The sequence below is a fragment of the Seohaeicola sp. genome (assembly GCF_048006315.1).
In the GTDB taxonomy this organism is placed as follows: Bacteria; Pseudomonadota; Alphaproteobacteria; order Rhodobacterales; family Rhodobacteraceae; genus Seohaeicola.
This window is the reverse complement of record NZ_CP180350.1, coordinates 2166261-2184131: the sequence shown is the minus strand read 5'-3', so window position 1 is coordinate 2184131 and position 17871 is coordinate 2166261. Positions and strand designations below refer to the sequence as shown.

The 17871-nt window shown below is 62.6% G+C and carries 19 protein-coding genes; 11 read left to right on the top strand and 8 right to left on the bottom strand.

Annotated elements, in window-relative coordinates; all coding sequences use genetic code 11:
* Positions 1 to 334: 334 nt before the first annotated feature.
* Together ACMUJL_RS11045 and ACMUJL_RS11040 are read right to left on the bottom strand one after the other, a co-directional pair.
* Entirely contained in the window at positions 335 to 709 is a 375-nt protein-coding gene (locus ACMUJL_RS11045) for a rhodanese-like domain-containing protein (protein WP_068287985.1), read from the bottom strand.
* Positions 709 to 1656, bottom strand: a complete 948-nt coding sequence (locus tag ACMUJL_RS11040; protein ID WP_375568268.1) for a LysR family transcriptional regulator — start codon at positions 1654 to 1656, stop codon at positions 709 to 711. Before ACMUJL_RS11040 ends, ACMUJL_RS11045 begins: the two co-directional genes overlap by 1 nt.
* A gap of 100 nt (positions 1657 to 1756) precedes the next feature.
* Between ACMUJL_RS11040 and ACMUJL_RS11035 the strand changes: the two genes are divergently transcribed.
* From ACMUJL_RS11035 to ACMUJL_RS11025, 3 genes are all read left to right on the top strand, one after another.
* Positions 1757 to 2980 carry a urate hydroxylase PuuD gene (locus tag ACMUJL_RS11035; RefSeq protein ID WP_068287978.1) on the top strand — a complete coding sequence of 408 codons (1224 nt, stop codon included), beginning with the start codon at positions 1757 to 1759 and terminating at the stop codon, positions 2978 to 2980.
* 62 nt (positions 2981 to 3042) lie between these two features.
* Positions 3043 to 4887: a DNA mismatch repair endonuclease MutL gene (gene mutL, locus ACMUJL_RS11030; protein WP_068287976.1), complete on the top strand. Its 1845-nt coding sequence runs from the start codon at positions 3043 to 3045 to the stop codon at positions 4885 to 4887.
* Positions 4884 to 6071 (top strand): DNA recombination protein RmuC, encoded by a 1188-nt coding sequence (locus ACMUJL_RS11025; protein ID WP_375568270.1) that lies wholly within the window; start codon positions 4884 to 4886, stop codon positions 6069 to 6071. The genes mutL and ACMUJL_RS11025 overlap by 4 nt, the downstream gene beginning before the upstream one ends.
* Before the next feature lie 54 nt (positions 6072 to 6125).
* On the opposite strand, the gene ACMUJL_RS11020 is transcribed toward ACMUJL_RS11025, so the two are convergent.
* Together ACMUJL_RS11020 and ACMUJL_RS11015 are read right to left on the bottom strand one after the other, a co-directional pair.
* Positions 6126 to 6782 (bottom strand): ChrR family anti-sigma-E factor, encoded by a 657-nt coding sequence (locus ACMUJL_RS11020; protein WP_068287972.1) that lies wholly within the window; start codon positions 6780 to 6782, stop codon positions 6126 to 6128.
* 8 nt (positions 6783 to 6790) lie between these two features.
* Positions 6791 to 7336, bottom strand: coding sequence for a sigma-70 family RNA polymerase sigma factor (locus ACMUJL_RS11015; RefSeq protein WP_375573939.1), 546 nt, complete (start codon positions 7334 to 7336; stop codon positions 6791 to 6793).
* 241 nt (positions 7337 to 7577) lie between these two features.
* Between ACMUJL_RS11015 and ACMUJL_RS11010 the strand changes: the two genes are divergently transcribed.
* The 7 genes from ACMUJL_RS11010 (at position 7578) to ACMUJL_RS10980 (ending at position 13224) form a co-directional block, all read left to right on the top strand.
* Positions 7578 to 8876, top strand: a complete 1299-nt coding sequence (locus ACMUJL_RS11010) for an NAD(P)/FAD-dependent oxidoreductase (RefSeq protein ID WP_375568274.1) — start codon at positions 7578 to 7580, stop codon at positions 8874 to 8876.
* On the top strand, positions 8873 to 9628 hold the full coding sequence (locus tag ACMUJL_RS11005) for a DUF1365 domain-containing protein (RefSeq protein WP_375568276.1): 756 nt from the start codon (positions 8873 to 8875) through the stop codon (positions 9626 to 9628). The genes ACMUJL_RS11010 and ACMUJL_RS11005 overlap by 4 nt, the downstream gene beginning before the upstream one ends.
* Positions 9625 to 10857: an MFS transporter gene (locus ACMUJL_RS11000; RefSeq protein ID WP_375568278.1), complete on the top strand. Its 1233-nt coding sequence runs from the start codon at positions 9625 to 9627 to the stop codon at positions 10855 to 10857. Before ACMUJL_RS11005 ends, ACMUJL_RS11000 begins: the two co-directional genes overlap by 4 nt.
* Positions 10858 to 11424 (top strand): DUF3833 family protein, encoded by a 567-nt coding sequence (locus tag ACMUJL_RS10995; RefSeq protein WP_375568280.1) that lies wholly within the window; start codon positions 10858 to 10860, stop codon positions 11422 to 11424.
* A complete protein-coding gene (locus ACMUJL_RS10990) occupies positions 11421 to 12155 on the top strand; it encodes an SDR family NAD(P)-dependent oxidoreductase (RefSeq protein WP_068287962.1) in 735 nt (244 codons plus the stop codon). Before ACMUJL_RS10995 ends, ACMUJL_RS10990 begins: the two co-directional genes overlap by 4 nt.
* Before the next feature lie 68 nt (positions 12156 to 12223).
* Complete coding sequence (locus ACMUJL_RS10985; RefSeq protein ID WP_375568283.1) at positions 12224 to 12550, top strand: DUF3775 domain-containing protein; 327 nt, start codon at positions 12224 to 12226, stop codon at positions 12548 to 12550.
* Positions 12551 to 12915: 365 nt separating this feature from the next.
* Positions 12916 to 13224, top strand: coding sequence for a hypothetical protein (locus tag ACMUJL_RS10980; protein WP_375568285.1), 309 nt, complete (start codon positions 12916 to 12918; stop codon positions 13222 to 13224).
* A gap of 116 nt (positions 13225 to 13340) precedes the next feature.
* Here the strand turns inward: ACMUJL_RS10980 and ACMUJL_RS10975 are convergent, their stop codons facing one another.
* Genes ACMUJL_RS10975 through ACMUJL_RS10960 form a run of 4 tightly spaced genes read right to left on the bottom strand, consistent with a single transcriptional unit; the run spans position 13341 to position 16525 of the window.
* Complete coding sequence (locus ACMUJL_RS10975) at positions 13341 to 14486, bottom strand: saccharopine dehydrogenase family protein (RefSeq protein WP_375568287.1); 1146 nt, start codon at positions 14484 to 14486, stop codon at positions 13341 to 13343.
* A 14-nt stretch (positions 14487 to 14500) separates the two neighbouring features.
* A complete protein-coding gene (locus ACMUJL_RS10970) occupies positions 14501 to 14752 on the bottom strand; it encodes a SemiSWEET family sugar transporter (RefSeq protein WP_068287952.1) in 252 nt (83 codons plus the stop codon).
* Position 14753: 1 nt separating this feature from the next.
* Positions 14754 to 15809, bottom strand: coding sequence for a saccharopine dehydrogenase (locus ACMUJL_RS10965; protein ID WP_375568289.1), 1056 nt, complete (start codon positions 15807 to 15809; stop codon positions 14754 to 14756).
* A gap of 56 nt (positions 15810 to 15865) precedes the next feature.
* Positions 15866 to 16525 (bottom strand): histidine phosphatase family protein, encoded by a 660-nt coding sequence (locus tag ACMUJL_RS10960; protein ID WP_068287947.1) that lies wholly within the window; start codon positions 16523 to 16525, stop codon positions 15866 to 15868.
* A 129-nt stretch (positions 16526 to 16654) separates the two neighbouring features.
* Here ACMUJL_RS10960 and ACMUJL_RS10955 point away from each other — a divergent pair, with 129 nt between their 5' ends.
* Positions 16655 to 17860 (top strand): hydantoinase/carbamoylase family amidase, encoded by a 1206-nt coding sequence (locus tag ACMUJL_RS10955; RefSeq protein ID WP_375573941.1) that lies wholly within the window; start codon positions 16655 to 16657, stop codon positions 17858 to 17860.
* Positions 17861 to 17871: the final 11 nt, after the last annotated feature.

Genomic DNA, 17871 nt, shown 5'->3' with positions numbered 1-17871 from the left:
GGGAACCCGGGCGTCCGCGCCCGGGTTTTTTGTATTAGGCAGGTGGAAATGGTGCTGGGGGGCTGTCTGCCCCCCCGTCCCTGCGGGACGCCCCCCCGAGGATATTTCAGGCAAGAAGAAACGGGTGTTAACCAGCTGTCAGGGGTTTTCGGGTCAAGATGAGGCGCCGGACAGGCATGTCCATGGACGGCCCGCAACCCGGCTGATCCGTAGCATCCGCGATGCTGTCGGACCGGCGGCAGCCAGGATGCGGCGTTTTCTGCAAGGTAACGCGTGGTTTTTGCGGCACCGGCCCGGACCGGCCTTGATCGGCTGGTCCGGCGCCGGTCCTTGATCAGGACACGGGTTGCGGCGCGCCTGTCGCCATGTTTGTCCCGATGTAGGGTTGCTTTGCCGCTTTCCATGCGGCGAACCCGCCTTCCAGATGGGCGACGCGGGTGACACCCGCCTCGATCGCGGCGCGGCTGACCCGCTCGCTGCGCACGCCTGATCCGCAATGGAACACGATTCGCTTGTCGGACTGACCCGGCAGTTTGTGGGGATTGAAGAAGGCCAGCGGCATCAGCAGCGCGCCTTCGATATGTTCGAACATGTATTCCTGCGGCGTGCGCACATCGATGACCACCACCTCGTTCCGGTTGAAGGCCGCAGCCAGTTCCTCTGCGGTCCAGGTCTCGAACACGGCATCGCCGACGGTTTCGGATTTCATCACTCAGTCCTTTCAGGGTTATCTGGTTTCAATGACATATCAAGGCTTGCCAGGGCGTCCTTGCAATGGGCGATCATCACTTCGGTGAAGCGCTGGACCTTGGGATCACGATATTTTCGGCTGGGCGAGAGGCAAGCCAACTGCGTGGGCAAGGGCGGTGTTGCGGTTGCCACGGGCACAAGCGCGCCGCGTCGCAGATGTTCGGCCACCTCGAAGATCGGCTTCATCACGATTCCCGCCCCGTCAAGCGCCCAGCCTGTCAGGACATCGCCATCGTCGGATTCCAGCGGGCCTGTCACCTCGAAACGCTTGGGGCCGTCTCTCGTCAGCAAGGTCCACTGGAATTCCTTTGCGCCCGGAAACCGCAGGTTCAGGCAGTCATGCCGGTCGCGCACCAGTGCTGTCCCATCTGCCGGCATCCCGCGCCGCGCGATATAGTCGGGTGCCGCACACAGGACGCGCGGGCAATCGGCAATGACCCTGACCTTGAGGTCGCTATCCGTCAGGGGGCCAAGGTGAAAGGCAAGATCAAGACCTTCGCCGGTCACGTCGATCACCCGGTCCGACAGGCGCAGGCGGATGTCGATCTGGGGATAGTCCCGTTTGAAGCCCGGAACTGCAGGCGCGATAAATCGGCGTCCGACGCCAAGGGGGGCTGCCACGAACAAGGTCCCGCGCGGCGATTGCGTGGCGGCCATGACCTCGGCTTCCGCCTCGTCGATCGCCTGCAGGATGCGGGCCGCCCCGTCATAGAACAGGCGTCCGTGTTCCGTGGGGTTGAGCGCGCGGGTGGTGCGATTGAACAGGCGCACCCCCAAATGCTTTTCAAGCTCCGCAATGCGGGCCGACGCGACGGCGGGGGACGTGCGCTGGTCACGGGCCGCCGCGCTCATGCTGCCCAATTCGAAGACACGCAGGAACATTCTGATGTTGTTCACATAGGCCATTATCAGTCTTTGCTTGAAACTGTTCCCGTCATTCGCAGGATTAACAAACAAGTTGATGCTGCGATAGCCTGATCGAAACCCCTGCCCGAAGGAGAGCGTGATGTATGATCTGGCCGCAATGGGTGCCTGGCTTGAATTCGCGGTGCGCTGGCTGCACGTGATCACGGCAATCGCCTGGATCGGGTCTTCCTTCTACTTCATCGCGCTGGACCTTGGCCTGCACCGTGACCGCAACCTGGCCTCGGGCGCCGATGGCGAGGAATGGCAGGTGCACGGCGGCGGTTTCTATCACATCCAGAAATACCTGGTGGCCCCGGCGAACATGCCCGACGGGCTGATCTGGCACAAATGGCAAAGCTACTGGACCTGGATGAGCGGCTTTTTCCTGCTGGTTCTTGTCTATTACCTGGGGGCCGAATTCTACCTGATCGACCCTGCCGTGATGGAACTGGCGACCTGGCAGGCCGTGGGCCTGTCGCTGGCCTCGCTTGCCTTTGGCTGGCTTGTCTACAACACGCTCTGCAAGGTCTTCGTGGATGCGAACCAGACCGGGCTTATGCTGGCGCTGTTCGTGGTGCTGGTGGCGATGGCCTATTTCTACACCAGCGTCTTCTCGGGGCGTGCCGCCATGCTGCACCTGGGGGCCTTCACCGCCACGATCATGAGCGGGAACGTCTTCTTCATCATCATCCCCAACCAGAAAATCGTGGTGGCGGACTTGATCGCCGGGCGCAAACCCGATCCGAAATACGGCAAGATCGCCAAGCAGCGCAGCACGCACAACAACTACCTGACGCTGCCCGTCATCTTCCTGATGCTGTCGAACCACTATCCCCTGGCTTTCGCCACCGACAACACATGGATCATCGCCAGCCTTGTGTTCCTGATGGGCGTCACGATCCGCCATTACTTCAATTCGATGCACGCACGCATCGGCAACCCCACATGGACCTGGGCGGCCACCGTTCTGATCTTCATCGCGATCATGTGGCTCAGCACCGCGCCGATGTTCCGTTCGGATGCACCAGAGGAAGCGCAGGGGGCCGCCCTGCGCTTTGCCCAGGCCGAAGGTTTCGAGCAGGTGCATGACATCGTGATGGGGCGGTGTTCCATGTGCCACGCGGCCGAGCCGTTCTGGGAGGGGCTGCTTTGGGCGCCCAAAGGCGTGCGTCTGGACACAGAGGCGCATATCGCTGGCGCGGCGCGCGCGATCTATCTGCAGGCAGGCATCAGCCATGCGATGCCACCCGCGAACCTGTCCTACATGGAAGCAGAAGAGCGCGCGGCGATCGTGGCATGGTACAAGGCGGCCACGGGTGGCTGATCTGCGCTGAGGCGCTGCTGGATGGTGGTCGAATCGGATCAGGCCATGCTAGGTTTTGCGGCATGGCACATCCGAACCCCAAGATAGGCGAAAACCGCCCTGTCATCAGGCAACTTGACGAGGCAGCGATCAACCGGATCGCGGCAGGCGAAGTGGTGGAGCGTCCCGCGTCGGCGGTCAAGGAGCTGGTGGAAAACGCGCTGGATGCCGGCGCACGCAGGATCGACATCGCGCTGGCCGATGGTGGCAAGACCCTGATCCGTGTCACTGATGACGGTTGCGGCATGGCGCCGGATGATCTGCCGCTGGCGCTGTCGCGTCATGCCACGTCCAAGATCGACGGCTCGGACCTTCTGAACATCCACAGCTTCGGCTTTCGTGGCGAGGCGCTGCCATCGCTGGGGGCGGTCGGCCGCCTGACCATCACCAGCCGCACAGGCGGGCAGGATGCAGCGCAGATCACTGTTGCGGGCGGGAAGATCGGCCCCGTCAAGCCCGCCGCCCTGACGACAGGTACCGTGGTCGAGCTGCGCGATCTATTCTACGCCACGCCTGCGCGCCTGAAGTTCATGCGTTCGGACCGGGCCGAACAGCAGGCGATCAGCGATGTGATCAAGCGCTTGGCCATGGCCGAGCCATTCGTGTCCTTCACGCTGCGCGACGTCTCGGGCGGGGGCGATGGGCGGGTACTGTTCCGGGCGGACGGTGAAACCGGCGACCTGTTCGATGCGCTGCACGGGCGGCTGGCGCGTGTTCTGGGCGGCGATTTTGCCGACAACGCCCTGCGGATCGACGCGGAACGCGAAGGGTTTCATCTGACTGGCTATGCCGCTTTGCCCACCTATTCGCGCGGATCATCCGTGGCGCAATTCCTGTTCGTGAATGGCCGTCCGGTGCAGGACCGCCTGTTGATCGGAGCGTTGCGCGGGGCCTATGCGGATTTCCTCAGCCGCGACAGACACCCGGCGGCGGCGCTGTTTCTGGACTGTGATCCGCAGATGGTGGATGTGAACGTCCATCCCGCCAAATCCGAGGTCCGCTTTCGCGATCCCGGCATGGCGCGGGGCCTGATCGTCACCGCTCTGCGTCATGCGCTGGCCGAAGCGGGACATCGTGCCTCGACCACGGTTGCGGCGGCGACCCTGGGTGCATTTCGCCCGGAACCTGCCGCACCCCATCAACCGGCCCGCGTCTACCAGATGGATCGCCCCAGCCTTGCCGCGCGGCAGGCATCCTATGCAGCGCAGTCGCCCGGGTTTGCCGAGATGCCCTCGACGACCTATGCGGCGAGGGTCGAAGAGACCGCGCCAGAGGTCGAGGAAACCGCGCTGCCGCTGGGCGCGGCCCGCGCGCAGGTGCATGAAAACTACATCATCGCCCAGACCGACACGGGCATGGTCATCGTGGATCAGCACGCCGCACATGAACGGCTGGTCTACGAGCGCCTCAAACGTCAGATGGCCGAGAATGGCATCGCGGCACAGGCCCTGCTGATCCCCGAAATCGTCGAGCTGTCGCCGACAGATTGCGCGCGTCTGCTGGATCATGCCGATGATCTGGCCCGCCTTGGCCTGGGGGTCGAACCCTTCGGTGGTGGGGCCATCGCCGTGCGCGAAACACCTGCCCTGCTGGGGGCAGTCAATGCGCGGGCCATGATCCTCGATATCCTCGACGAACTTGCGGATCAGGGGGAAAGCACCGGCATCCAGACCCGGCTTGAAGCGATCCTCAGCCGTGTCGCCTGTCACGGCTCTATCCGGTCAGGTCGCCGCATGCGCGCCGAAGAGATGAACGCCCTGCTGCGCGAAATGGAAGCCACCCCCCATTCCGGTCAGTGCAACCATGGCCGTCCCACCTATGTCGAACTGAAGCTGGCCGATATCGAGCGGCTGTTCGGGCGGCGATGATCACGCTGGGTGGTCAGAGCTATGCGCTGGATGATCCGGCGGTGATGCTGGCGCTGGCAGGAATGCTGCTGGCGCTGCTGGTGCTTGTGTTGCTGATCCTTGCCCTGCGCGCCGCCGCACGGTCGGCAAGGCTGGCGGAACCGCTGGCGCAACAGATGGCCTACATGGCGTCGCGCGTGCAGGGGCTGGGCGATGGTCAGCAGCAACTGTCAGGCGGTCTGACCCATGTCGCCGAGGCGCAGGCGGCCGCGCAGGCGCAGATGATGCGCCTGATGGAGCAGCGGCTGGCGCATGTCACGGGGCAGATGACAGAAACACTGCATGGATCGGCACGCCGCACCGCGCAGTCGCTGGGTGAATTGCAGCAAAGGCTGGCTGCCATCGACAAGGCGCAGGACAACATCACCAAGCTGTCGGGCGATGTGCTGTCTCTGCAGGACATCCTGTCGAACAAGCAGACGCGCGGTGCCTTCGGCGAGATCCAGTTGCACGATATTGTCGGCAAGGCTCTGCCTGCCGACAGCTACAGGATGCAGGCCACGCTGTCGAACGGGCGGCGGGCCGATTGCCTGATTCATCTGCCCAATCCCCCCGGTCCGATCGTGGTGGACAGCAAGTTCCCGCTGGAAGCCTATGAGGCGTTGCGGCGCGCGGACAATCCCGGTGACCTGAATCGCGCGGCCAGCCTGCTGCGCCAGTCCGTGCGTGGTCATATCAAGGCGATTTCCGAGCGTTACATCATCGAGGGTGAAACCGCTGACGGTGCGCTGATGTTCCTGCCCTCCGAGGCGGTCTATGCCGAATTGCACGCCAATTTCCCCGAACTGGTCCGAGAGGGATTTGCAGCCCGCGTCTGGATCGTGTCGCCCACGACCTGCATGGCCACGCTGAACACCATGCGCGCGATCCTCAAGGACGCCCGCATGCGCGAGCAGGCCGGCGCCATCCGGCGCGAATTGGGTCTGCTGTCGCAGGACGTTGAACGCTTGGGCCAAAGGGTCGAGAACCTGGATCGCCATTTCGGCCAGGCCGCACGCGATATCGCGGATATCAAGGTCAGCGCCGACAAGGCAGGACGCCGGGCCAAACGCCTCGACAATTTCGATTTCGAGGATGTCATTCCCGAAGTCGATGGTGACCAGCCACCCCTTGTTCTTGCGCAGGGGCAACGGCGCGAGCCGTGAACGAAAAAGGGCGGCCCCTGTGGACCGCCCCATGCGTTGAAATGTGCCGCCGTGTCAGATGCGAAAGAACGGCTGCGCGATGCGCGGGATCAGCTTGTTGAACCGCAGGGGCGCATCGGTCGCGGCAAGACAGATGCAATCCTCGCCGATGTCTGCAACGGGGGTATGTGTCACTTCCTCATCCGCGATCTCGATATCGCCACGGGCAAAGCGATCCGTCTCATCGACAAAGGCGCCTTGCAGAACAAGCGTCAATTCCATCCCGCGATGCCCGTGATCCGGCACGGCAGCACCTGCCGGGATATAAAGCAGACGCGCAGAAGCATCCTTGGAGGTCGGCAAAATCGCCTGCTTCACGCCCATGCCGATCGGTTTCCATTTCACCTTGTCGACATCACCGCCCACATATTCGCGCACGGGCGCCGGTAGGATGGCCTTTGTGTCCGCACATGGCGACGACGGCTTTTCGGGGCGCAGCGCACCCGACGAGATCAGTCGCATCGTCTCGGCAAAGCATTCCTGCGATACGGGCTCACTGTCGGTTCCGTCCAGAAGTGCGCCGCCGACGCTGTCAAAGCTTGCAAGTTGCGCGCGGCACTCGTCACACATAGACACATGTGCCGCCACGATCAGGTTGAACGCCTCGGGCAGGGAGCCTGCCGAATAAGCCATCAGCAGTTGGTCTGTCAGATGATGTTTCACGTTATGCATCTTTATTATCACTTCATTGCGTGGCGAAGCCTGTCCAACGCCAATCTGATGCGGGATTTGATCGTGCCAAGGGGCAACCCGGTCTGTTCTGCGATCTCGCTATGCGACAAATCGCCGAAATAGGCCTTTTCGATCAGTTCCCTCTGTTTATCGGGCAGGGCGGCGATCGCGCGCCCCAGTTGTTCGCTTTCCTGTTGCAGGCTCAGGATGTCCTCCTGAACCGGCTCTTCTTCGGGACCCCAGTCGAGGTCTTCGGGTTCGGGGCGCCGCTGTTTGCGCAGCGCGTCAATCTTCCGGTTCCGTGCGATCGTGAACACCCAGGTAGCAACCGAGGCGCGGGACGCATCGAACAGATGCGCCTTCTGCCAGAGCGTCGCCATGACCTCCTGTGTGCATTCTTCTGCCAGGGTTGCATCAGCCCCGGATCGCATCAGAAATGCCTTCACCCGTGGCGCGAAGTACTGGAACAGTTCGGCGAAAGCCGCCTGGTCCTGGTCTTCCCTGATCCGGGCAATATGGGTGATCCAGTCGGTTGGATCGTATTTTGTCTTCATGGCCAATGGCTTCGCCTTCGCGGACAAATCTGCTTTTGCCACAGTCCTACCACGCAGGGCGGGCGGGGACGAGGCGACATTTGCTTCCGAAGGGTCGACCAGGTTTAACATATCGATCATTACGGGGGCATGCGGCGTCTGGATCACCGCGCATGTGATTTTTTCTGTAAATCATCCAAAACGCGATCTACTGCGTATTCCCATCAAAATTCGAATTCACGTCGACCGGAGTCATACCCACATGCCATTCGAAGCGGGCCGCGTTGCCCCAAGAAAAATTGCCGTCATCGGAGCAGGAATTTCAGGCATGGGGGCGGCGCACATGTTGGCCGATACCCATAATGTAACCCTGTTCGAAGCCGAACCAAGACTGGGCGGCCATGCCCGCACCATCGTTGCCGGCAAGAATGGTGACCAGCCGGTCGATACCGGCTTCATCGTGTTCAACTATGCCAACTATCCGCATATGGCGGCACTGTTCGACCGCCTGAATGTGCCGGTGGTGAAGTCGAACATGAGCTTTGGCGCCTCCCTCAAGGGGGGGCAGCTGGAATATGCGCTGACCAGCCTTTCGGCGCTCTTCGCGCAGAAGCGCAACATCGTGAACCCGAAATTCCTGGGCATGGTGCGCGATATCCTGAAGTTCAACGCACAGGCCCTTGTCGTGGCACAGGACCGCAGCCTGACGACCGGTGAATTCCTGGAACAGCTTGGGACGGGCGACTGGTTCCGCGATTACTATCTTCTGCCGCTCTCGGGTGCGATCTGGTCCACGCCGGTCGAACAGATCATGGACTTCCCGGCCCATGCGATGATCCAGTTCTTTGAAAACCACGCGCTTCTGAACACGACGGGCCAGCATCAGTGGTTCACCGTGCAGGGCGGGTCGGTCGAATATGTGCGTCGCCTGGGCGATGCGATGCGTGCGCAGGGCGTGACATTCCGCCTGGGAACGCCGGTTGACGCCGTCCGCCGTCCGCATCTGGGTGCCGAGATCAAGGTGCAGGGCGGCGAATGGGAAGCCTTCGACGAGGTGATCTTTGCCACCCATTCCGACGACACCCTGCGCCTGCTGGCCGATCCCACGCCCGAGGAAAAGGCAAACCTGGGCGCCATCGCCTATCAGCCCAATGATATCGTGCTGCATGCCGATCCTGCCGTCATGCCCCAGCGCAAGGTGGTCTGGTCGTCCTGGAACTATACCGAGATCATGGACAAGGACACCGACAAGATCGACCTGACCTACTGGATGAACTCGCTGCAGCCGATCCCGCAGGATGATCCCCATTTCGTCACGCTGAACAGCACCCGTTCCATCCGCGAAGACCTGATCTATGACCAGGTCACACTGCGCCATCCGGTCTATGACATGGCGGCGCTTGCGGCACAGGAGCGGGTGCGCGCGGCGAACGGGACGCGCAACACATGGTTCTGCGGTGCCTGGATGCGTCACGGCTTCCACGAGGACGGGCTGGCCAGCGCAGTGGACGTGGTCGAGGCGCTGTCGCGCAACAACGTGGCACTGGTGGCTGCCCAGTGACAAGGATCGACCATATCGCCGGCCATACCTGGCATGGGCGCAAGGGTGGCGTGGAAAACGCCTTCCGCTACGGGGTGGACTACCTGTTGCTGGATGCAGAGCATCCGCAGGGCGCGCCCACCCTTTTCGGGCGCAATCGTGGCAACCTGACCTCGGTCTGGGACAGCGATCATGGCGGGCCGCCGAAGCAAGGTCGCGGTGCCCATTGGGTGCGCGATGTGCTGGCCGCGCATGAGATCGAGGAACCGGCCCGGATCGAACTTCTGACACAGCCGCGTGTCATGGGGCATGTGTTCAACCCCGTGTCCTTCTGGCTCTGCCGCGATGGGCAGGATGATCTGCGCGTCGTCATCGCCGAGGTGACGAACACCTTCGGAGATCGTCATTCCTACCTGGTGCATCGCGATGATCACGGCCCGATCACGGCCGAGGACCGGATGCGCGCCACCAAGCTGATGCATGTCAGCCCCTTTCAGCCGGTCGAGGGCGGGTATGAGTTCCGCTTTGATATCCGCGCGGACCGGATCGGGATCTGGATCGACTATACCGGCGGAAATGGCGGCGTGATCGCGACACTTGTCGGCGCGCGCAAACCCCTGACCAGCATGGGCATCCTGGGTGCCGCCTTGCGGCGCCCCTTCGGATCGCGGCGGGTTCTGGCGCTCATCCACTGGCAAGCGGTCAAACTGTGGTGGAAAGGCGTGGCCTATCGACCCCGCCCCGAACCGCCCATTGAAGAGGTCAGCAGGTGAACACGCTGAGCGCGACATTGCCCGCGGCGCCCGCACTGCCAGCCTACGGGGTCTTTGCGGCCCTTCTGGCGGCGGCCGGATTGCCGATCTACATCCACGCCCCCAAGGTTTATGTGGATGAATACGGCGTGTCGCTGGCAGCCTTGGGTGCTGTTCTATTCGGCCTGCGCCTGTTTGACGTGGTTCAGGATCCACTGCTGGGACGGCTTGCCGGTGCGTTGCGGCATCAGCGCGCGCTGGCTGTTGCGGGTGGCGTTGCCCTCATGGTGGCGTCAATGTTGGGACTGTTCGCCGTCACACCGCCGGTCGCGCCGCTGATCTGGTTCGCGCTGATGCTGGCGGGCGTCTTTTCGGCTTTCAGTTTCCTGACCATCTGTTTCTATGCTCAGGGTGTGCAGACCGCCGGAACGATGGGGCCCGCAGGCCACATCAGGCTGGCCCGGTGGCGTGAGACCGGCGCCCTTCTGGGTGTTTGCGTGGCAGCCGTGGCGCCCGTGGCCCTGGGCGGGTTCGAGGGCTTTGCCCTTGGCTTTGCCATTCTTGGCCTCGGCGCCGTCTGGCTGATGCGTCATCAGTGGGCGGGCACGCACGACACAGCCGAGGCGGGCATGCTGCCGGTCCTGCGCGATCCCCTCGCGCGGAGGCTGTTGCTTATCGCATTGGTCAACGCGGCGCCCGTCGCCGTCAGTTCCACCCTGTTCCTGTTCTTCGTCGAAAGCAGGCTTGCCGCCCCCGGCTGGGAAGGCCCGTTCCTGTTGCTGTTCTTTCTGTCGGCAGCCGTTGCAACCCCGTTCTGGGGCAGGGCGGCCGAGGTCCATGGACCCAAAAGGGTGCTCATGGCGGGCATGGTCCTTGCCATTTCGGCCTTTGGCTTTGCCTTGACCCTTGGGGCTGGTGATACACTGGCCTTCGCGATCATCTGCATTGCGTCGGGTGCGGCGCTGGGCGCGGACATGACGCTTTTGCCCGCGATCTTTGCCGCACGCATGGCGCGGATCGCGCCGGGTGCATCCGGCGCTTTCGGGCTGTGGTCCTTCGTGTCGAAACTGTCCCTGGCCTTTGCCGCGATTGCCCTGCTGCCCGCCTTGGAAGCCGCCGGCTTTCGCGCCGGGACCGACAATTCCGATGACGCACTTCTGGCGCTCAGCCTGGCTTACGGGCTTGTGCCCTGCCTTCTGAAACTGCTTGCCATTGGCCTGCTGGCCACAACCAACTGGAAAGAGGACTAGATGGCGGATTCTCTTCTCTTCATGCTTCTTGGAATGGCTCTGGTCCTTGGCGCGCTTTGGGCCAAGGCACGGTTCTGGTCATTCACCTCCCAGGCCCCGGAAGATTATGAAGGTGGCGCGCCCCAGTTTGACCTGCGCGAACATCTGAACGGCCCGATCCTGTGCGAAGGCGTGATCTATGGCCCGCTGGGCCGCGTCACATCGCGCTTCGTCGGCAAGTTCGAAGCGCGGTGGGACGGAAACCGTGGCGTGATGCGCGAGCATTTCATCTATGACAGCGGTGCAACGCAGGATCGCGAATGGCGTCTGGAAATCGGCAATGACGGGCAGATCAAGGCGGATGCCGACGATCTTGTGACACCGGGAAGCGGTCAGATGTCGGGTTCGGCCGTGCAGTTGAAATACCGGATCCGTTTGCCCGAGGAATCGGGCGGCCATGTCCTCGATACCGTGGACTGGATGTATCTTGCGCCCAACGGCACGGTGATGAACCGCAGCCAGTTTCGCAAATTCGGGATTCCCGTGGCCGAGCTGGTCGCGACAATGCGCAAGGTGGATGCGGAATGATGAACTGGCAGGGCAAGCGGTACTGGCTGATCGGCGCAAGCGAGGGGCTGGGCGCGGCTCTTGCCCACAAGCTGAGCAGCGCCGGTGTGGAAGTGATCGTTTCCGCCCGCAATGAGGATCGTCTCAGGGCGCTGGTGGCCGAATTGCCGGGCAAGGCTTCTTTCGTGCCTGTCGATGTCGGCGACCGGGTCAGCGTCGAAAAGGCGGCCGCGCAGGTCGGGCAGATCGACGGGATGGTATACCTGGCCGGGGTCTATTGGCCGATGCCCGCGCAGAAATGGAACGCCGATCAGGCCGAGGCGATGGCCGACATCAATTTCACCGGCGCCGTGCGCGCTGTCGGTGCCGTGATCCCGCAGATGGTGGAACGTGACTCCGGGCATATCGTCATCACCGGATCACTGTCCGGGTTTCGCGGCCTGCCCGGCGCGATCGGTTACGCCGCGTCGAAGGCCGGCACGATGTCCCTGGCCGAAAGCCTCTATGCCGATCTGCGCAAGACCGGCGTGCGTGTGCAGGTGGCTAACCCCGGTTTCATCCGGACCCGCCTGACCGACAAGAACGAATTCCGGATGCCATTCCTGATGGAGCCGGAAGAGGCCGCGCAGGACATGTTCGAGTTGATGAACGACGAAACCCGCTTCAAGCGCAGCTTTCCCACCGTGTTCAGCTGGCTGTTCCGGTTGTCCCAGTTCATGCCGGACTGGATGTATTACCGCCTCTTTGCCTGAGATCAAGGACGCTTCCGTTTGGAGGGATCACCACTGTCTGGCATAGTGCCAACAGGAGGATCCCTGCCATGCTGGAGATATCAGTCAACAAGATCGCCCAGGTCGTTCTGATGTCGCGCGAGTTGAAACGCGCCGAGGGCGAATTGCGTGCCTTCATCGATCGGCTGAGTGACGAGGAACAGACCAGTCTGGTCGCCCTGATGTGGATCGGTCGCGGCTCTTTCGAGCCTGAAGAACTGCAAGAGGCGATCCGCACCGCCACCCGGGAAGCCACGACTCCAACCGCCGATTACCTGTTGGGCACGCCGCATCTGTCCGATCATCTTGAAAACGGGCTTGATGCCCTTGGGCTGTCTGCCATCGACGAAGAAGATGATTTGATTCGAGGCGGTTAGGCAATCCATGGACTGGAATTGCCTGCCTTTTTGCAGGTTTTGTGCGTTTTTGCACCAAGCGAGTGCGGCTTTTCGATAATTGACCTCAAGGCAGGGGGCTGTCCCGCCTCACGATTTCCCTCTCCTTGCGATGCCATTCACGTGAGCCGTTAGCAACATTTCAGGCTGCACGGAAAAAAAGTTTCAGAAGTATATGTATTAAAACAGTAAAAATTCTGGTTTTTCGTCTCTGGGAAAAGTTTCAGCCTTCAAGATGGCGCGGTCACACATTCCCTTGAGCAGCTGTGTTTTGAATGTGCGCTGGTGCGACGTCATATTGGGTTCAGATCAAAAACGATCGTAACCGAAACAAACGGAGTTACACCATGAACCGCATCATCATGACCGCCATCGCCGCTGCTACCTTTGGATCCGTCGCCTATGCAGGTGACATCGCAACCAGCAATGACATTCTGGGCACCCGCGCCGAAGCCGCCACCGTCACCGTGTTCGAACGTGATCGCGGCATCTCGGGCAGCGACATGATCTCGGCCACCGCAGGTACCGAACTGCTGGTCGACGCAGCCCTGATCCTCGAGCCCCGCGAGCAGGCGATTGCAGAAGACGGCCAGGTGACTGTCTACAGCTTCAACGCACCGGCCAACAACACCGCCGTGACCTTCGCACCGCGCTAAGTGTCCTTCCCGATGCCGGCCTCCTCCCCGGCGTCGATGAACAGCTCCCCGTTGTTCAAAAAGCCCCGCCCAGGTCATCCCGGGCGGGGCTTTTCCATCTGGACATCAGCGCTGGATCAGGCCGGGTTGCGGTCCACGATCTGCAGATGCTGCGCCAGTTTGTCGATCTCGGCCATCCAGCGCGTCACAAGTCGCGGATCTGAGGGTGCGGCGGATACGCCGGCCGGGATCTCGCGGGCCAGAACGGCTTCGACCGCCAGGGAAACAGGGATCGACACAAGCCGCGCCATCGCCGTGCCGCGCGCATCGCCCCAGGCATCCATCACATAGGACTTGTGCCAGACGGTCTTGCCATCCTTTTCGGCCTTCAATTCTACGCAAAGCACCACGCGGTCCGGTTCGCCCTCGTCATAGGCGTTTTCCGACCAGAACTGATCGGACATGTCCTTCAGCCTTGCATCGCCCTCGGGGCCGGTCAGTGTCTCTATCTCGGCGAAGATATCGGCCCAGGCATCCGACCATCCGTTCAGCCGCAACGTGCCGCGCACGAAATCGCGCACCGGCCAGGCGGGATCGAAACGGTAATCCTCCATGAAGGGGATCGAATCGCGGTTCGGATAGACCTCGAATGTCTCGGTCGTTGGCAAGGGCGCGTCATAGCTGCTGAGCGCGTTCCACGGACGATCCACCCGCAGTTCCGAGAAGTTGCGGATTGACCGCGAGGGCGAGCGCAGCGCCTTCAGCACGCCCAGCGGTGACCAGCTGAACTTGTAGCGGAAGGCGTTCGGGATCTTCGGAACACCGCCGCAATAGGACAGGAACGAGATCGCATTCGCCGCATCATAAGCATCCGAGGCGCGATATTCGGCGACAAGATGATGCGCCATCAGGTGGTCGATGCCCGGATCAAGACCCACTTCGTTGACCGAACACAGGCCCTTGTCGCGGAACGTATCGTCCAGCGCCCGCATTTCCGGCGCGATATAGGACGAGGACACGAAATGCGCGTCCTTCTCAAGGCAGAGTTTCGCCAGCGGCACATGCCAGTCTGCGGGCAGCATCGACACGACCACATCGCCTTTGGCCAGCTCGGCGCCAAGTGCATCGATGTCGAAGGCCTTGATCCGGTCGGTCAGATCGCCCACCGTCTTGCGTGCCTTGTCGACGGAACGGTTCCAGACGGTGACATCATGCCCCGCCTCGATCAGGCGACGCAGGCCGGGGATGGCCGACAGGCCGGTGCCGCACCAGTGGATGGTCATGGGCTTTCCTTTCCTTACTTGAATTTCAGCTTGGCCGTGACGATGGCGATCATCGCCGTCACCGACACGATATTGGCCAGGATCAGCGGCCAGTCGACGATCATGATCCCGTAAGCCAGCCATAGCGACACGGTGATCAGAAACAGGACCTGCGCGACAAGTGACAGGCTGCGGGTGTCACGCGTGCGCCAGACCTGCAGGGCCTGTGGGATCCAGCAGATCGTGCCCAATATGGCGGCCGCGTAGCCGATGTAGAGTGGCGTCATGTCAGACCTTTGCCAGATGGGTCAGGAAGGTGTCTTTCGCACGCCCCCAGACGCCGGTTTCGAGGTTATTCAGTTCCAGAAGTGTCGGCAGAAGCTGGGCCGCGTAATCCTGCGAGCTTTCAACCGGCAGCATGGAGGGCAGGTTGTCGATCGCGGTCACGTCCAGCGGGGGGGTGTCATGGACCCGCAACGCGGGTTCGGCCCATGTGGTGGTGCGGTCATAGACCTTGATGGGCGAGAAATCACTGGTCGGATCGCAGGCGATATCGCCGATCACGGTCAGGGTGCGCGGGTCTGTGGTTGCCGTCGCCGGCACGAAAACAGGCGTGCCGGGCCGCGCCAGGATGCAGTTCAGGAAGATCTCGTGTTCCATGATCTGCGGAAATGGCCCGCCGCTGGCGGTTTCGGCCATGTCCCAGCGGGTGACCTGCATCCCCATCGCCTCGCACAGGTCGGACGCACCAGTGCCAACGCGCCCCAGGGCCCCGATGACGATGGCGCGCGGGGGCTCTGCCTTGATGTCGCCCATCGCAGCGGTCAGGTCTGCCACCAGCGCGTCACGCCCGGCATAGACGCCGACGGGTCCGCAGATCTCGCCCTCTTGCTGTGCAAGCCAGCATTTCAGCGCGACAGCGGCGCCCGCGAAACCCGCCCAATAGCCAAAGGCGGCGACGCGGCGACCATTCTCATCGACCAGGTACTCCAGGTCATAAAGCGTCCCGCTTCCAGCCTTGAACCGCTTGAGAAGGTCCTGACCGGCAGGCTGCCCCTTGAAGGCATGGCCGAACATGATGTGGCGATGCGGCAAAGGCGTGCCATCTTCTGGCAGTTCCTTCAGCCCGAAGATGATCGCGTCGGCGGGCGCGTCGGGCCAGCTGTTCTGCGCGGCAATCGCAGCGCCAGCGGCACGATAGCCGTCGATGGCGATGGCGCGTACGTCGCTTTCCTCGATTGTCACGCGAATGCCCGCCTTGATCAGCGCGGCACAGCCTTCGGGGGTCAGGCCGACCCGTTCTTCGTTCGCGCGCTGTTCGGCGCGGACCCACAGATGTGTCATGGTTCTGTTCTTTCGGCGGAAGTGTCACGCGCACCATAGCCAAGGGCAGGGGCGGCTTAAAGATGCGTTTGTGCGTGTTGACGATCAGGCCGGTCCAGATGGGGCACGGCATTGAACTGGGTCACGGCCATGTCCGTGCCCAGACGGTGCAGGCGATGCACGGAGGTGTTCATGATCGCGATGCAGGCCCGCGCAAAGGCGGGTGTGCCCAGCCCCATGGTCTGGCGCAACACCATCCCGATCAGCCCGCCCGAGGTGACGACAAGTGCAGGTCCACGGCCCATGCCGATATCGGCCATCGCATCGCCCACACGGTTCTGGAAATCGTCAAAGCTTTCGGGGGCCTCTTCGATCGTTCCGGCCTCCCAGGCCATCAGAAGCTGCGGCATGTAGGCCACGAAGCCTTCGCGCGATTGCGGCAATGCGACGCCATGCTGTTCGCTGAACAGATGGGCCAGGGTGAAGAATTGCATTTCGTTCAGCCGCGCGTCCTGCACGATCTCGGCGTAATGCCCCGCTTGCATCGCCGTGGCCGTTTCGACGTGACGGATCAGCGTGCCGCAATAGACGCGGGTGATCTGTTCACGCGTGTCCCGCAGATGTTCCCCCAGCCAGGCGGCCTGTTGATGGCCAAGCGGGCTCAGGCTGTCATACCCGGTCTCGTCACGTGCTTTGGTCTGGGCCTGGCCATGGCGAACAAGGGTGATCTGTGACATCGAAACGCTTCCTCTGCATGCGTTGCAGACCTAGGTCACGTGGCAAGCCAAGACAACCGCGAATGCGGCGGCTGGACAAGCCGGACCATTCCCGGTTTTGTGGCCTTCCAGCGGGAACAGGGGGTAATCATGCAGGTCAACGGCGAACGGTTTCTCAAGGATCTGCATGCGTTGCGGCAGTTCGGCGCGTCCGGCGTGGGCAAGGGCGTGGTGCGCCCGGCTTATTCGGGTGCCGATATCGCCGCGCGTGAATGGCTGGCAGGGCAGATGGACGCCGCCGGGCTGGAGCCGCGCTTCGATGCGGTGGGCAACCTCTTCGGCCTGGCACCGGGCCGGTCGCTTCTGATAGGATCGCATAGCGACAGCCAGCCCGAGGGCGGCTGGCTGGACGGGGCGCTGGGCGTGGTCATGGCGCTGGAAATCGCGCGGGCCACACAAGAGGCCGGCGGCCCTGCGGTATCGGTGGCCAATTTCCAGGATGAGGAAGGGCGCTTTGGCGTCACCACCGGCAGCGCGATCTGGTCGGGCCAGTTGCCTCTGGACAAGGCCGACAGGCTGACGGACAGCGCAGGCGTCACCTTTGCCGATGCCCGTTCCGCCATGGCGCATCTGGCGGGTGAACCTATCGATCCCGCACGGTTCACCGGCTTTGTCGAATGCCACATCGAACAGGGGCCATGGCTGCACGAGGCCGGGCAGGCGATTGGCGTTGTCACCGATATCGTCGGCATCCGTGACATGACCATCACGCTGGAGGGCGAACAGAACCATGCAGGCACCACGCCCATGCACCGCCGCCGCGATGCCTTTCAGGCGCTGTCGGCCTTCAACACCGCGCTGAACGACAGGCTGCGCAACGTCGTGACGCCGCAATCCGTCTGGACCATCGGCCATGTCGATCTGCATCCCGGCGCACATTCGATCGTTCCCGGTCGCGTCACCTTTTCCATGCAGTGGCGCGATGGCGACACCGGGCGTCTCAAGCGGATGGAGGACGTGATCCGCCAGACCGCAACCGAGGTTGCCGCGGAACGCGGCATGGCCCTGTCCTTTTCCGGCATGCTGGGTCTGGAACCTGTCGCAATGGATCGCGGGTTGCGCGCGGCACTTGGTGCGGCGGCGCAAGACCTTGTTCCCGGCCGCTGGCGCGAGATGCAATCGGGCGCGCTGCATGACGCCACCAACGTGGCGGCCCTTATGCCGGCCGCGATGATGTTCGTACCCTCGATCGGCGGGATCAGCCATGCCTTTGCCGAGGATACGGACGAGGCCGATCTTCTGACGGGCCTTGAGGTCATGGCGCGCGCCTTGCCCGACCTGTGCAAGGCGCACTGACGCTGGTCAGA

Bases quoted from the DNA above. Each gene is read 5' to 3' on its own strand.
- ACMUJL_RS11045 (WP_068287985.1), bottom strand. From the start codon at position 709: ATGAAATCCGAAACCGTCGGCGATGCCGTGTTCGAGACCTGGACCGCA.
- ACMUJL_RS11040 (WP_375568268.1), bottom strand. From the start codon at position 1,656: ATGGCCTATGTGAACAACATCAGAATGTTCCTGCGTGTCTTCGAATTG.
- ACMUJL_RS11035 (WP_068287978.1), top strand. From the start codon at position 1,757: ATGTATGATCTGGCCGCAATGGGTGCCTGGCTTGAATTCGCGGTGCGC.
- mutL (WP_068287976.1), top strand. From the start codon at position 3,043: ATGGCACATCCGAACCCCAAGATAGGCGAAAACCGCCCTGTCATCAGG.
- ACMUJL_RS11025 (WP_375568270.1), top strand. From the start codon at position 4,884: ATGATCACGCTGGGTGGTCAGAGCTATGCGCTGGATGATCCGGCGGTG.
- ACMUJL_RS11020 (WP_068287972.1), bottom strand. From the start codon at position 6,782: ATGCATAACGTGAAACATCATCTGACAGACCAACTGCTGATGGCTTAT.
- ACMUJL_RS11015 (WP_375573939.1), bottom strand. From the start codon at position 7,336: ATGAAGACAAAATACGATCCAACCGACTGGATCACCCATATTGCCCGG.
- ACMUJL_RS11010 (WP_375568274.1), top strand. From the start codon at position 7,578: ATGCCATTCGAAGCGGGCCGCGTTGCCCCAAGAAAAATTGCCGTCATC.
- ACMUJL_RS10995 (WP_375568280.1), top strand. From the start codon at position 10,858: ATGGCGGATTCTCTTCTCTTCATGCTTCTTGGAATGGCTCTGGTCCTT.
- ACMUJL_RS10990 (WP_068287962.1), top strand. From the start codon at position 11,421: ATGATGAACTGGCAGGGCAAGCGGTACTGGCTGATCGGCGCAAGCGAG.
- ACMUJL_RS10985 (WP_375568283.1), top strand. From the start codon at position 12,224: ATGCTGGAGATATCAGTCAACAAGATCGCCCAGGTCGTTCTGATGTCG.
- ACMUJL_RS10980 (WP_375568285.1), top strand. From the start codon at position 12,916: ATGAACCGCATCATCATGACCGCCATCGCCGCTGCTACCTTTGGATCC.
- ACMUJL_RS10975 (WP_375568287.1), bottom strand. From the start codon at position 14,486: ATGACCATCCACTGGTGCGGCACCGGCCTGTCGGCCATCCCCGGCCTG.
- ACMUJL_RS10970 (WP_068287952.1), bottom strand. From the start codon at position 14,752: ATGACGCCACTCTACATCGGCTACGCGGCCGCCATATTGGGCACGATC.
- ACMUJL_RS10965 (WP_375568289.1), bottom strand. From the start codon at position 15,809: ATGACACATCTGTGGGTCCGCGCCGAACAGCGCGCGAACGAAGAACGG.
- ACMUJL_RS10960 (WP_068287947.1), bottom strand. From the start codon at position 16,525: ATGTCACAGATCACCCTTGTTCGCCATGGCCAGGCCCAGACCAAAGCA.
- ACMUJL_RS10955 (WP_375573941.1), top strand. From the start codon at position 16,655: ATGCAGGTCAACGGCGAACGGTTTCTCAAGGATCTGCATGCGTTGCGG.